The 12,973-nt window shown below is 67.7% G+C and carries 14 protein-coding genes; 4 read left to right on the top strand and 10 right to left on the bottom strand.

Translation table 11 applies throughout. The features are described 5' to 3' along the window. Nucleotides 1-51: 51 nt before the first annotated feature. Together NK1_RS28925 and NK1_RS35165 are read right to left on the bottom strand one after the other, a co-directional pair. Nucleotides 52-2,235 (bottom strand): malate synthase G, encoded by a 2,184-nt coding sequence (locus NK1_RS28925; RefSeq protein ID WP_063013803.1) that lies wholly within the window; start codon nt 2,233-2,235, stop codon nt 52-54. Nucleotides 2,236-2,501: 266 nt separating this feature from the next. Then, nucleotides 2,502-2,669 carry a hypothetical protein gene (locus NK1_RS35165; RefSeq protein ID WP_245660903.1) on the bottom strand — a complete coding sequence of 56 codons (168 nt, stop codon included), beginning with the start codon at nt 2,667-2,669 and terminating at the stop codon, nt 2,502-2,504. 107 nt (nt 2,670-2,776) lie between these two features. On the opposite strand from NK1_RS35165, the gene NK1_RS28915 reads away from it, so the two are divergent. Beyond that, nucleotides 2,777-3,061: an SDR family NAD(P)-dependent oxidoreductase gene (locus NK1_RS28915; RefSeq protein ID WP_218023188.1), complete on the top strand. Its 285-nt coding sequence runs from the start codon at nt 2,777-2,779 to the stop codon at nt 3,059-3,061. Between the two features lie 56 nt (nt 3,062-3,117). On the opposite strand, the gene NK1_RS28910 is transcribed toward NK1_RS28915, so the two are convergent. Next, nucleotides 3,118-4,134, bottom strand: coding sequence for a hypothetical protein (locus NK1_RS28910; RefSeq protein WP_063013801.1), 1,017 nt, complete (start codon nt 4,132-4,134; stop codon nt 3,118-3,120). Nucleotides 4,135-4,231: 97 nt separating this feature from the next. On the opposite strand from NK1_RS28910, the gene NK1_RS28905 reads away from it, so the two are divergent. Next, nucleotides 4,232-4,828, top strand: coding sequence for a TetR/AcrR family transcriptional regulator (locus NK1_RS28905; protein WP_063013799.1), 597 nt, complete (start codon nt 4,232-4,234; stop codon nt 4,826-4,828). Nucleotides 4,829-4,924: 96 nt separating this feature from the next. Here NK1_RS28905 and NK1_RS36095 read toward each other — a convergent pair whose 3' ends face one another. The 4 genes from NK1_RS36095 to NK1_RS28890 all read right to left on the bottom strand — a co-directional run bounded on the left by NK1_RS36095 (nt 4,925) and on the right by NK1_RS28890 (nt 8,215). Then, complete coding sequence (locus NK1_RS36095) at nt 4,925-5,047, bottom strand: hypothetical protein (RefSeq protein WP_281189198.1); 123 nt, start codon at nt 5,045-5,047, stop codon at nt 4,925-4,927. 66 nt (nt 5,048-5,113) lie between these two features. Beyond that, on the bottom strand, nt 5,114-5,827 hold the full coding sequence (locus NK1_RS28900; protein ID WP_063013797.1) for a hypothetical protein: 714 nt from the start codon (nt 5,825-5,827) through the stop codon (nt 5,114-5,116). 162 nt (nt 5,828-5,989) lie between these two features. Further along, nucleotides 5,990-6,637, bottom strand: coding sequence for a DUF305 domain-containing protein (locus NK1_RS28895; protein WP_063013795.1), 648 nt, complete (start codon nt 6,635-6,637; stop codon nt 5,990-5,992). Beyond that, nucleotides 6,638-8,215: an LVIVD repeat-containing protein gene (locus NK1_RS28890; protein ID WP_063013793.1), complete on the bottom strand. Its 1,578-nt coding sequence runs from the start codon at nt 8,213-8,215 to the stop codon at nt 6,638-6,640. 256 nt (nt 8,216-8,471) lie between these two features. Between NK1_RS28890 and NK1_RS28885 the strand changes: the two genes are divergently transcribed. Then, nucleotides 8,472-8,846 carry a DUF8021 domain-containing protein gene (locus tag NK1_RS28885; RefSeq protein ID WP_227463122.1) on the top strand — a complete coding sequence of 125 codons (375 nt, stop codon included), beginning with the start codon at nt 8,472-8,474 and terminating at the stop codon, nt 8,844-8,846. A 58-nt stretch (nt 8,847-8,904) separates the two neighbouring features. Continuing rightward, a complete protein-coding gene (locus NK1_RS28880; RefSeq protein WP_063013791.1) occupies nt 8,905-9,378 on the top strand; it encodes a nuclear transport factor 2 family protein in 474 nt (157 codons plus the stop codon). A gap of 16 nt (nt 9,379-9,394) precedes the next feature. On the opposite strand, the gene NK1_RS28875 is transcribed toward NK1_RS28880, so the two are convergent. The 3 genes from NK1_RS28875 to NK1_RS28865 are packed head-to-tail and all read right to left on the bottom strand — an operon-like array spanning nt 9,395 to nt 12,733. After that, on the bottom strand, nt 9,395-10,297 hold the full coding sequence (locus NK1_RS28875; RefSeq protein ID WP_245660902.1) for a 3-methyladenine DNA glycosylase: 903 nt from the start codon (nt 10,295-10,297) through the stop codon (nt 9,395-9,397). After that, complete coding sequence (locus NK1_RS28870; RefSeq protein ID WP_063013789.1) at nt 10,294-11,358, bottom strand: hemolysin family protein; 1,065 nt, start codon at nt 11,356-11,358, stop codon at nt 10,294-10,296. Before NK1_RS28870 ends, NK1_RS28875 begins: the two co-directional genes overlap by 4 nt. Continuing rightward, nucleotides 11,351-12,733 carry a hemolysin family protein gene (locus NK1_RS28865; protein ID WP_063013839.1) on the bottom strand — a complete coding sequence of 461 codons (1,383 nt, stop codon included), beginning with the start codon at nt 12,731-12,733 and terminating at the stop codon, nt 11,351-11,353. Before NK1_RS28865 ends, NK1_RS28870 begins: the two co-directional genes overlap by 8 nt. Nucleotides 12,734-12,973: the final 240 nt, after the last annotated feature.

The following is a 12,973-nucleotide window of genomic DNA, read 5'->3' as shown; positions in this document are numbered from 1 at the left end:
GTTGCGATGTACGGCGAGTTCGCCGCGACAGAGTCGCGACGAGTCTCCGGATCAGCCCTTCGCGGCGAGCGCCTTCGCCTCACGGCGGCGGCGGTGCAGGATGGGCTCGGTGTAGCCGTTGGGCTGGCGGGTGCCCTCGAGGATCAGTTCCTTGGCGGCCTGGAAGGCGATGCTGCCGGCGAAGTCGGGGGCCATCGGCTTGTAGGCCGGGTCGCCGGCGTTCTGCCGGTCCACGACGGGCGCCATCCGCTCCAGGCTCTCGACGATCTGCTGCTCGGTGACGATGCCGTGGCGCAGCCAGTTCGCCATCAGCTGGCTCGAAATACGCAGGGTCGCACGGTCTTCCATGAGCGCGACGTCATTGATGTCGGGCACCTTGGAGCAGCCGACGCCGTGATCGATCCAGCGGACCACGTAGCCCAGGATGGACTGCGAGTTGTTGTCCAGTTCGTTGCGGATCTCCTCGGCCGACCAGTTGGTGTCGGTGGCGAGGGGGATCTCCAGGATCTGGTCGACGGTGGCGCGGGGGCCGCCCTTGGCGATCTCGGCCTGCCGCTTGAACACGTCCACCAGGTGGTAGTGGGTGGCGTGCAGGGTGGCGGCGGTCGGGGAGGGGACCCACGCGGTGGTGGCGCCGGCGCGCGGGTGGCCGATCTTCTGCTCGAGCATGTCGTGCATCAGATCCGGCATGGCCCACATGCCCTTGCCGATCTGCGCCTTGTGCTGCAGTCCGTCGGCCAAGCCGTTGTCGACGTTCCAGTCCTCGTAGGCGAGGATCCACTGCTGCTTCTTCATCTCGGCCTTGCGGATCATCGCGCCGGCCTCCATGGAGGTGTGGATCTCGTCGCCGGTGCGGTCCAGGAAGCCGGTGTTGATGAAGACCACGCGGTCCTTCGCGGCGGCGATGCAGGCCGCGAGGTTGACCGTGGTGCGGCGCTCCTCGTCCATGATGCCGACCTTGAGGGTGTTGCGGGGCAGGCCCAGTACATCCTCGACACGGCCGAACAGCTCGTTGGCGAAGGCGACCTCGTCGGGGCCGTGCATCTTCGGCTTCACGATGTAGACCGAGCCGGTGCGCGAGTTGCTGACCTTGGCGTTGCCGTTGAGCGAGTGCACCGCGATCAGCGAGGTGATCAGGCCGTCGAGGATGCCCTCGGGCACCTCGTTGCCCTCGGCGTCGAGGATCGCGTCGGAGGTCATCAGGTGGCCCACATTGCGCACGAACAGCAGCGAGCGGCCGTGCAGCGTCACGTCCTTGCCGTCGAGGCCGGTGTAGACGCGGTCAGGGTTCATGGTGCGGGTGAAGGTCTTGCCGCCCTTGCTGACCTCTTCGGCCAGATCACCCTTCATCAGGCCCAGCCAGTTGTGGTAGCAGAGCACCTTGTCCTCGGCGTCGACCGCGGCGACCGAGTCCTCGAAGTCCATGATGGTGGTGACCGCGGACTCGAGCACGACGTCCTTGACGCCGGCGTCGTCGGTCTTGCCGATCGGCGACTCGGGGTCGATCTGGATGTCGATGTGCAAACCGTTGTGGCGCAGCAGGATCGAGCTCGGCGCGGACGGATCGCCCAGGTAGCCCACCAGGGCCGAGGAATCGGCCAGGCCGATGTCGGTGCCGTCCTCGAGGGTGACCTCGAGTTCACCGTCGACGATCTTGTAGGCCTTGGAGCCGACGTGCGAACCGGTGATCAGCGGCACGGCGTCGTCGAGGAAGTTGCGCGCCCACTCGATGACCTTGTCGCCGCGGACCTTGTTGTAGCCGGTGCCCTTCTCCGCGCCGTTCGCTTCGGAGATGGCGTCGGTGCCGTAGAGCGCGTCGTAGAGCGAGCCCCAGCGCGCGTTGGCGGCGTTGATGGCGAAGCGCGCGTTGCTCACGGGCACGACCAGCTGCGGGCCGGCGGTGGTGGCGATCTCGTCGTCGACGTTCTGGGTGTCGATGGCGAAGGGGGCGGGCTGCTCGCGCAGGTAACCGATCTCGGTGAGGAACTGCTTGTATGCGGCCTTGTCGTAGCCGGCGCCGGGGTTCTCGGCGTGCCAGGCGTCCAACTTGCCCTGGATCTCGTCGCGTTCGGCCAGCAGGGCGCGGTTGCGGGGAGCGAGGTCGTTGATGACGCTCTCCGCACCGGTCCAGAACGCGGCGGAATCTACGCCGGAGCCGGGGAGCGCCTCGTTCTCCACGAAATCGTGAAGAACCTTGGCCACCTGGAGCCCGCCGACCTGAATCCGCTCTGTCATCTACTGCCTCATTTCGAGAAAGCCGGATGGAAAAAGTACGCCTGTCATGTTACCCGTGGGTAGTTGCGCGGTCGCCGTCGGCATCGATTGAGCAGGCCCGATTGTATCCTGGGCCACAACTGCGGTCGGGTGCCTCGGGTCGGCATCCAGTCGCCGAATCCGGCAGGACGCGGAGGCGTCGAGGGACGGCGATGTGCGCTTTCCCGTCGGAGGTGTCGGTGCGTGTGCCGCGCGGCCTGGGATGCGGTACCGGCCACTTCCGGCTCTTATCCCGGCATCGTGGGTGAGATCAAGGTTGTGACCGCGTCGAGCACGAGGCTACGGCGTTGGGGCTCGGGTACCAATCGCGCGATGTCTTCCGCGGGGTGATGCCACATGTTCGCGACCGTCAACACCAAGGCCAGGATGTGCGCGGCGGGGTGTGCGGTGGTCACCGTCCCGCGTTGTTGAGCCTCTTCGATCGCCTCGATCTTCGCTCGAACTCGCCCGTCGTACCGCCCACATCCCCGTCGACGCCGTCGTCGTTCACCCCGGTGCGGCGATGACCGGTCTCCAGCAACACGGCACGGGACCGCTGACGCGCCTGTTCACTCCGCTCGCAGCGCGCTTGCTGATGGGGTCCGCCGCCGGGGCCGCCTGGCCCTCGCTCTACGCCGCCACCAGCCCCGATGTCATCAGCGGAGAATTCATCGGTCCGGCCGGACGCGACCAGACCTCCGGCAGCCCCAGGTCCGTGAAACTCCCGAAAGGCATCGTCGATACCGAACTGGGCGCGCGATTGTGGGCCGACAGCGAACGACTCACCGAAGTCACCTTCGAGCCCTGACCTCGCCCAGACCGAGATGCCCCCACCGCCGGGTTCAACTGCCGGCAACGGGGCAATCACGCCGTCGGGGCGAGTTGTGCGGGTGCGGTGTCGTGCGCCTGATCGGGAACGTGGCGGGTGCGCCAGGGGAGAGTTGCCAGCAACAATCCGCCCACGGCCCAGCAGCTCAGCACCACCAGCGCCGCGGCCGAGCCGGAGCCGCCGAAGAAGGCGGTCGAGCGCAGCGCGGTAGCCGCCGCGCCGGGTGGAAGCAGGCTCCCGAGGGTGCCCCACCCGGTGGGCAGTAGTTCCGGTGCGGACATCGCACCGGAAAGCGGAATGCCCAGTGCGACAAAGGTTGCCGCGCCCACTCCCAGTCCGGCGAGGCCGATCGCGGCGCGCAGGCCGAGCAGTGTCAGTGCGGTCGCGCCGATCGCCAGGGCGACCACTCCCGCGTTGGCGAGATAATTCCCGGTCAGCACGTCGAGCCAGGTGTGCAGGACGGCGGTGACCGCGAATCCGGCGACGAGTGCGACGGCCACGGCCGCGCCGATCCGGGCCGCTCGGCCCAGCGTCAGCAGTGAGAGGGCGGCGCCGGTCAGCAGGCCGCCGATGACCATCGGAACCAGGGTGAGGCCGAAGACCGCGCCGTGCGGATCGGCGGCGGGTGCCGCGACCACATCGGTGATCGCCGGAGTTGGCGAAAGCTGTTGCGGCGCTGAGTTTTGCATCCGTTGGCTCATGCTCCGGGCGGCGTCGCTCAAGGCCTGGGCGACCGCGGGACCGGCTGCGGAGGCTGTCAGCACCTCCGGCCCGTTCGCGCCGATCACGATGGCGCCGTAGATGTCGCGATGCTCGATGGCCCGAACGGCCGCGGGGCGGTCGGGATACGTCGTGGCGTCGATCGCCGAGTCGCCGAGGGCGCCGAGCCCCTGGCGCACCTGTTCGACGGCGGGCGCCGGGCCGGCCACGCCGACCGGGAGATGGCGTGGGGCCAGGTTGCTGGTCGGCCAGGCGAAGGCGGTGACCAGCACGGTGATCAGGGCGGACAGGGCCAGAACCGGTCCGAGAACGGTGGCGGGCGACGGTCGCATCGCAACTCCAAAGAGAAGGAACGTTCTTTTTGTGGTTCGAGCATGCGCCGGACGCGTCGAGATTGTCAAGAACGAACGTTCTTTTTATGATGCGGTGATGCCGCGACTGACCGAAGAGCGTCGTACCGCCCGGCGCGACCAGCTCATCGCCGCCGCCGTGCGGTGTGTGGCCCGCGAAGGGTTCCACAAGACGACGATGTCCGCGGTCATCGCCGAATCGGGAATGTCGGCCGGCGCGGTCTACGGCTACTTCGCATCCAAAAACGACATCATCCGCGCGATCGCCGATTCCGTGCTCGGCCGGATGACCGCGAATCTGGCGCGGCTCACCGAAGGGGAAACGCCGGTGGCGCCGATCGACGCGCTGGAATCGGTTCTCGGGCAGATAGCGGATCTGGCCCGGGACGGCGATATTCCGCGCGTCGCGGTGCAGGCGTGGGCGGAGGCGGGGCGGGACGAGGCGGTGGCCGGAATCGTCCGCGAACGGCTGACGCAAGTCCGGGCCGCCTGGCGGGAGCTGCTCCTGCGCGCCCGCGAGGCCGGGATACTTTCCGCGGCAACCGATATCGATGCGCTGGCCCAGATCATGCTCGGCGCGATGATGGGGTTCCTGCAGCAGTACCTGCTCATGGGCGACGTTCGCCCGGATTCCTACGCTGCCGCCTACCGCAGTCTCGCGGGCGCCCGAGAGTAGCGGAACGACCGCGAGATTCGTCGCGGAATGCGCGTCCCGGACTCGCGATCTGTCATGACGATATGTGGGATGTGCTGTTCCGCAATGCGTTTCGGGTCAGGCGGGGCGCTGTTCGGTGCCGTCCGGCAGCCAGGAGTTGCCCGGCTGATTCCATCCGCGGTCTCGGATCATGCGGCGGGCCGCGCGGTGATTGCGGCCGATGAGGCGGTGCAGATACATGGCACGAGAAGGTTCTCGCCGATCTCGACAAACTCGACGACCATCCCTGACCGGAACCGGAGGACGCTACTGCCGGGGCTCGACCCACAGCGCTTCGGCCAGGACGCGCAGGTCGCCTTTCGGGGTGGAAATGGCCACGCCGACGGTGTGTTTGCGGCCGGAGGCGGCGATCGGCCAGGACCACACGAGGTATTTCTCGCCCGCGCGCACCGGTCCGATGCGACGGGTGGTGAGGGCGGCCGTGAGGCCCCCGGGCGACATTCCGGACAGTTCGATGGCGGCCCAGCCGCCGGGGCAGTCGACGGCCGACCAAATGTTCTCCGTGGTCAGATGTCCGCCGGGCCCGGCCAATTCGGCATCGGGAACCCAGGCGGCCGCGACGAGGTCCTGATCGCGCAGCCGCCACGGATACAGCCGCAGGCCCCGGCCCGGTGTGTTCGCGGTGCCGCAGCCGTAGCAGTCGGGTATGGCACGGCCCGCGGCGAACGAATCGCGCGACGCGACGACCGCGTCCTCCCATGTCGGTGGCGGCGTGACGGCCAATTCCACCGAACCCGGACTCGCCTCGGCGAGGACCGTGCCGTCGGAATCGGTGAGTACACAGCCCGATTCGGTATCGGTGACCTGTACCGGCGTCCGCACCGGAACACCGCGCCGGAAGTCGACGCGCACCTCACCTCCGACACGATCGGCGAGCATGCCCGCCACGTAACCGCCGAACGCCAGATCCGGATAACCGTGGATATGCGGGGGAATGGTGATCGCCGTACCGACAGTCATTCGCGTCCGAACCTCTCGATTGTGTGCCGCCCCAGCGACCATAGCGGCACCCACCGACAAACCTGCGCCGGCCGGGGAAGTCACTTCGGCCCACCGGCCGTCTCGTAGGATCGACGGCCGGCGGACACCGCAGTGGTGTGCCCTGCGCCGCGCAGAAGGGGCCTACGGCAGCGGTTGTGCCCCGCGCTGGTTCAGCATCAGCGCGATCAACCCGGTCTCCTGACTCTGGGCGACGAGCATGGCCCGGGCCTGCTCCTTCACCGGACCGGAGGTTATCTGCTGATCGGCGGCGCGAGCCATCGCGATACCACCCTGGTGGTGGCGGTACATCAATTGCAGGAATAAGACTTCCGCATCACGGCCGCGAGCGGCCGAGAGCCGATCCAGTTCGGCCATGGACGCCATTCCCGGCATGGCGGGCGAGGCGGCTGTGGGCGCCGCGCTCATCGAATGATGATGAGCCGCAGTCGTATCCGTGGTCATCCAGGCCATCGGCCGGTCCGTTGTCGGGGCGGCGTTCGCCAGGCGCAGCCAGCCGAGCATGGTGCCGATCTCCACCCGCTGTGACTGGTCGATCTGCTGCGCCAGCCGCGATACCTGGGGATCCACCCCGGGATCCAGGCGCTGCACCATCTGGATCGCCTGCTGGTGGTGAGCCGTCATGTCCTGGGCGAAACCGATCTCGGTGGCATCGAGAACCGGTGCGGCGGTGTGCTTCTCGGGCAGGACGACCGGACGCAACGCGGCGCCGATCACCAGCAGGATCAACGCGGCGGCCGCATAGGACCCCCAGCGTAGCCACCGCGACATCTAGGACCCCACGATCGACTGCTGGTCGGCGGGTGGTGAATACACGTCGTTGTCCAGTTGCAACACCATGAATCCGTTGTCGTTGCAGGAGGTCCACAGCTGGCTGCCGTGCCATTCCGGTGGCGCGAAACACCAGTCGGAGGACACGTCACCGAAGGCCAGCATCCCGGTGCGCGGCGACAAGGCCTGTGCGGGATCGAATTTGCCGTCCAGAATGGCGCGCGCTACCGAGAACCCTTCCAGCGCAGGCGGTCCGATCAGGGAACCCAGTGCGTGCGGGGAGTTCCACAGTTGCAGATTCTGTCCGGTGCGGGCCGGGGGATTGAAGTAGGCGATCTCGTGCACCCGGAATGGATCGCGCACATCGAACACCCGGATGCCGGACGATTCCCATCCGCAGGCCAGCGCCGTCGGATTCTCGGGACGGTCGGCCGCGCAGTAGTGCGGATCGTAGGAGAACACCGACCCGCCCATCGAGGAGGCGAGCATGCTGTCCTGATTCTCCGGCAGGTCGATCCGCAACTTGATCTTCTCGACGACCTTCGGGTTGTTCTCGTCGGAGACGTCGACCAGCTTCACGCCGCCGGCTCCCGCCTCGTCGACGGTGAACAGATACGGTGTGCCGTCGTAGCTGACCGGCACACTGTGCTGGGTCGCCCAGCCGTCGGTCCAGAACACCCGGCCGATGTGGTTGACCTGCGGATTCGGATCGCGACGCTGCACCGCGCTGATGTCGAGGACGGTGAATCCGCCCAGTGCCGACAGATACATGCGGTTGCCGTCGGGGCTGATGCCGAAGCCGTGCGCCTCGATGCCGGTGAGCCCCTGCCAGATCACGTGGGGGTTCGCCGGATCGGTGAGGTCGACCGCGCTGACGAATCCGGGCGCGATGCCCGAGGCCCAGTAGGTGCGGCCGTCGGGGGAGAAGCCGCCCTCATGGGTGGTGATGGGCAGGGGCATGGCCAGATTGGTGCCGGGTCCCGGGTTGAGCAGTCGTGGATGCGCACAGTCGGAGATGTCGTAGACCGACAGGTATCCCGTGCCCTCCAGGAACGGAACTCCGGTGCCCACCAGTAGTTTCCGTGCGGTGTTGACCTTCAGGCTCTCCCAGGTGCCGGCCATCATCGCCGGTTCGGCGAGCGTGGTGCTCAACACCGGATGCGCCGGATCGGAGGCATCGATCACCTGCACGCCCTGGGCGGGACCGAGCAGATCGCCGGGGAAGAACGAGCCGGTGTAGGAGCAGTGATCGTAGGTGGTCGAGGTGATGCCGGCGCCGTGCCCGGCATATCCGCCGACGAACGACATATTGCAGGTGTAGCCCTGCGTGCTGCGACCGGAGGCGCGGTCTGCGGCCGGAACATCGCCCTGCATACCGGTTTCCGGCCGCGAGCCCGGACCGCAGTCGGCCGGCGGCACGGCGACCTTGCCGATATCGAGGAATTCCTGCACCTGGGTGGCGATATCGGATTGCAGATCCGCCGACGCGCCGCCGACCGGCAGGATCGCGGCGGCGAGTACGGCGGCGGCCGCGGCGATGAGTGGTTTGGGCGTGCGTCTGCCAGAGCTCCGCGCCATTGCGGGACCCCCACTTTCCACAGTGAAACGGGCTGGGCGTCACCGCCGCCGAGATACTCGGTACCACCGGTTGCGGGCAACGCATCGAAACGGTAGCTCAGCCACCTTCTCATCGGGTCGGTTTTCGGAGAAAGCGGTCCGGGTGCTCCGAGCTGTTGCGCCGCAGCAACACGTGAGACAAACTCTGCGCATGGGAATGAAACACGTTGCAGTCATATCGGGTGCGGTGGCTGCCGCGTTGAACGCCGGAGTGGGAATGGCTGCGGCAGCACCGAATCCGGCCGATACGCCCCGGCAGGCCGTCGCCCGCGCATATATCGACGCTCTGGTTTCACACGATGCGAGTGCCGTGCCGTTCGCGCCGGACGCCACCCGTGTCGAAGCCGGGCTGAAAACGGGCTATTCGGGGCCGCAGCTGACTCAGGAGCTGAATCACGGCGTCCAATATTCGGTAATTCAGGATATTCGCGATCTGCGGATGACCGAATGCGGTGATGTGGTGACCGCACGCTATCTGCTCGACTCCGGTGTCGCCGGAGTGCGGTTGATGACCGTCGACATCACCGAAACCTTCGTCATTCCCGACGGCACCATCCACACCATCAACGCCACCATCGACCCGGTGGTGTGACCGCGCGCGGCGTGGGATCGGAAAGCGCCGGAACGCAACCGGAGAGCGAGGAAAAAGTATGTCCGACAACGACGAACCGCGGGTGGTAGTGCTGCGGCTGTGGGCGGCGCTGGCCCGGCGCGACTGGGACGCGGTGGCCGCATCGCTCACCGAGGACTGTATCTACCTCGACGTGCCGACCGGTCCCACGCTGGCGGCGAAGGGCCCCGCCGACACCGTCAAACGCCTGCGCATCGGGCTGGCGGGGCTGGCCGAATACACCAATCACGACGGTCTGCTGGTCGCCGAGGGACCGGACGTGATCTACGAGCACTCCGAAACCTGGGTGTGGCCGACCGGCGAGCGTGCCGAACTGCCCTTCGTCTCGGTGCACCGCGTGCGGGACGGGCGCGTCTCGCTGTGGAAGGACTACTGGAACTTCGAGACGCTCGCCTCGGCCGCGCCGTCCACCTGGCTGGCGGACTTCGCAGCGGCGGATATGTCGTGGATCTACGATGCCACAGCGGAATTGAGTATCCGGCGCGCGAGCTGAGCCGCTCACCGCACGATCAGGACGACGCGAGCAGTGCCCGGCAGCGGCCGAGCAGTTCGGTGCGCAGGGGCTGCGCTCGCCGGGCCAGCTCGGATTGCGCGCGGACGTATTCCGCACGGCCGCCGGGTGTTTCGATGGCGATCGGCTGATAGCCGTAGTCGGTGAGGTCGTAGGGGCTGGCGCGCATATCGATTTCGCGGGCGGCGCAGGCCAGGGCGAAACAATCCAGCAGCAGATCCGAATCGATCAGCGGCACCAGTTTGAACGCCCATTTGTACAGATCCATGCCCGCGTGCAGGCAGCCGGGCTGTTCCCGTCGGACCTGATCCTCGCGCGTGAGTCGTTCGGTATTGCGCGGCGCGGCCTCGGGGGTGAAGAAGCGGAAGGCGTCGAAGTGCGTGCAGCGCAACGACATCGAATCGACCACGGCGTCGGTTCCGGCACGTCCGAGCCGCAGCGGGACCTGCCGGTGGCGCACGTCGTCGCTGCGGTAGACCATCGCCCACTCGTGTAATCCGAAGCAGGACAGGTGCGCCGGCCGGTCCGCGGTCGCCGACAGCAGGGCCGCGACGAATTCCACGGTGTCGCGGCGGCGGTCCAGAAAGGCCGGGTCGGCGGTGTGAACCGGTCCGTCGGGCGTCTCGACCCGGTGATAGCCGCGGCGCTGCCCGTACTCCTCGGCGTCGGCCAGCGCCACGCCGAAACCCGGATGCCAGCGGCGCAGCTGGGCCGGTTTGTGGCCGTAGTAGGTGAACAGGAAGTCGATCACCGGATGTTTGCCGCCATGGGCGCGTCGGCGCAGGTACGGGCCGACCATCTCGTCGACCCGTTCCCGATGCGCCCGTGCCCGGGCCCGCCACCGGTCCGGCGTCAGGACCCGAAGCCGTTGCGCCGCAGCCGGTGTCGCGTCCACGGTCATTCCGCCACCCGGTGGGTGGCATCGCGCACGGTGCCCACGAACTCTTCCACCAGATCCTCGAGCGCGACGATGCCGACGGTATTGCCGCGGGTGTCGATGACCCGGCCCAGATGGCTACTGGTGCGGCGCAACCGGGCCAGCGCCTCGTAGAGCGTGGTGCCCATGCTCAGCGTCGGCAGCGGCCGGATATCGGTGCGCGGGATCGGTGTCGACGGTCCGGCCGAATCGTCGGCCACCTTGTCCAGTACGTCCTTGACGTGCAGATAGCCCACCAGTGAGCCGTCGGTGGCGCGCACCGGATAGCGGGAGAAGCCGGTTTCGGCGACCGCGGATTCGATATCGCCGAGGGTGGTGCCGTCACCGCGCAGCGGCACACACCGCGTCTTGGCCAGCGGCACCATCACATCGGCGACGATGCGGTCGGTGGTGCCCAGCGCCTGGGTGAGGCGGCGATGCTCCTCCTCGTCGATGAGACCCTCCGAACGGGACTCGCCGATCATCTCCGCCAGCTCCACCGACGACACCGTGGCGTCGAGTTCGTCCTTGGGCTCGATACGCAGTGCACGCAGGGTGAGATTGGCGGCCAGGTTGTACAGGCCGATCAGCGGGCGGGCCAGGCGTAACCACCACAGCATGATCGGAACCAGCAGCAACGCCACCCGCTCCGGCCCGGCCAGGGCGATGTTCTTCGGGATCATCTCGCCCATCAGCATGTGCAGGATCACCACGAGGCCCAGGGCCAGTGCGAATCCCACCGGATGCAGCAGCTGATCCGGCACGCCGACCAGATCGAACGGGCGCTCGAGCAGATGCGCGATCGCCGGTTCGCCGATGCGGCCCAGCAGCAGCGAGCAGATGGTGATGCCCAGCTGGGCGGCGGCCAGCATCATCGACAGATGCTCGGCCGCGCGGATCACCGTGCCGGCTCCCCGTTTACCTTGGGCGGCAAGGGTTTCCAGCCGGTCCCGGCGGGCGGAGATGAGCGCGAACTCGGCCCCGACGAAGAAGGCGTTGGTGCCGAGCAGGACGACGGTCAGCAGCAGTCCGAACAGATCACCCATGGCTGAGCTCCCATGTCGTCACCGCATCGGCGTCCACCGGCTGCATCAGCACCCGGTCGATGCGTCGTCCGTCCATTCGTTCCACCCGGGCCAGCCAGCCGCCGTGGGTATGCGGTTGCATCGCATGCCCGTTGCTGGGGCTGGGGGTGGGCAGCAGCACCTCGTCGCCGGCCACCGGAATCCGGCCCAGGGTGGTCAGAACCAGTCCGCCGAGGGTGTCGTATTCGCCCTCGGGCGCGTCGTAGCCGGTGGCCCGGGAGACCTCGTCGATGCGCAACAGGCCGGAACAGTTCCAGCCCAGGGCGGTGCGGCGCACGTCGAGTTCCTCCTCGTCGTGCTCGTCGCGGACGTCGCCGAGGATCTCCTCGATGATGTCCTCCATGGTCACCAGGCCCGCGGTGCCGCCGTATTCGTCGACGACCAGCGCGAGCTGCATCCCGTCGGCGCGCACCCGCTCCAGCACGGTGTCACCGTCGAGGCTGGCGGGCACGATCGGCACCGGCCGCGCGATCGAGGACAGCGCGATCGTGCCGCGCTGCCCGCCCGAAAACAGGAACGCCTGTTTGACGTGCACGATGCCGAGGGTGTTGTCCAGATCGCCGTCGACGACCGGAAAACGCGACAGTCCGGTGCGGCCGGCGGCGGCGATGAGATCGGTGATGGTGTCGTTCTGATCCAGTGTTTCGATCTTCACCCGGGGCGTCATGAGGTCTTCGGCGCTGCGCTCACCGAACAGCAGCGAGCGGTCCACCACGAGGGCGGTGCGCTGATCGAGCGATCCGCGCATGGCGGAGGTGCGCACCAGCGAACCCAATTCCTGAGGTGAACGTGCCGACCGCAACTCCTCGGCCGGTTCGATGCCCATCCGGCGCACCGCCCAGTTCGCGGCGCCGTTGAGCAGTTTGATCAGCCAGGAGAAGACCGTGGTGAACACGATCATCGGACCGGCCGTCCACCGCGCGGTGGTCAGCGGTTTGGCGATCGCGATGTTCTTGGGGACGAGCTCGCCGTAGGTCATCGACAGCGAGGTCGCCAGCACCAGGGCGATCACCAGCGAAATGCCCTGTGCGGTCCCGGGGGCGACGCCGAGCGCGGTGCAGATCGGCTCGATCAGCCGGGCCAGCACCGGTTCGGCGATATAACCGGTGACCAGGGTGGTGATGGTGATGCCCAGCTGCGAGCCCGAGAGCTGGAACGACAGGGTGCGATGCGCGTGGCGAACCTGACGGGCGCGACGGTCACCCTCGCGCGCGTGCGCCTCGACGGTGCTGCGCTCGAGTGCGGTGAGCGAGAATTCGGCAGCGACGAAGATCGCCGTGCCCGCGGTGAGCGCGATGAATCCCAGCAGGCTGACGATGGTGAGCACTACGGACACGATCGGCACCGCCCACCGGGTAACGGAGGATCTGCGGAGACGGAGGCGCCGGGTTGGTCACCCGGCTCGGTAGAGGAGCCCTCCTGTGTGGCGCCCTCGGACGCGGGTGACAACTGGTTCCTTTCGCAAGTGGACGAGCCGAACAAAAACGCAATGCCGGTCGGCGGAGCAGTCTCCGCCGGTCGGCACAGCCTATGTTACCGGGACGCGCGCGGCAGCCGCGCGGCACGGCGCGCCGCC

The organism is Nocardia kruczakiae NBRC 101016 (assembly GCF_001612965.1).
In the GTDB taxonomy this organism is placed as follows: domain Bacteria; phylum Actinomycetota; class Actinomycetes; order Mycobacteriales; family Mycobacteriaceae; genus Nocardia; species Nocardia kruczakiae.
The sequence above is the reverse complement of the archived record's forward strand: the minus strand, read 5'-3'. Positions and strand labels throughout refer to the sequence as shown.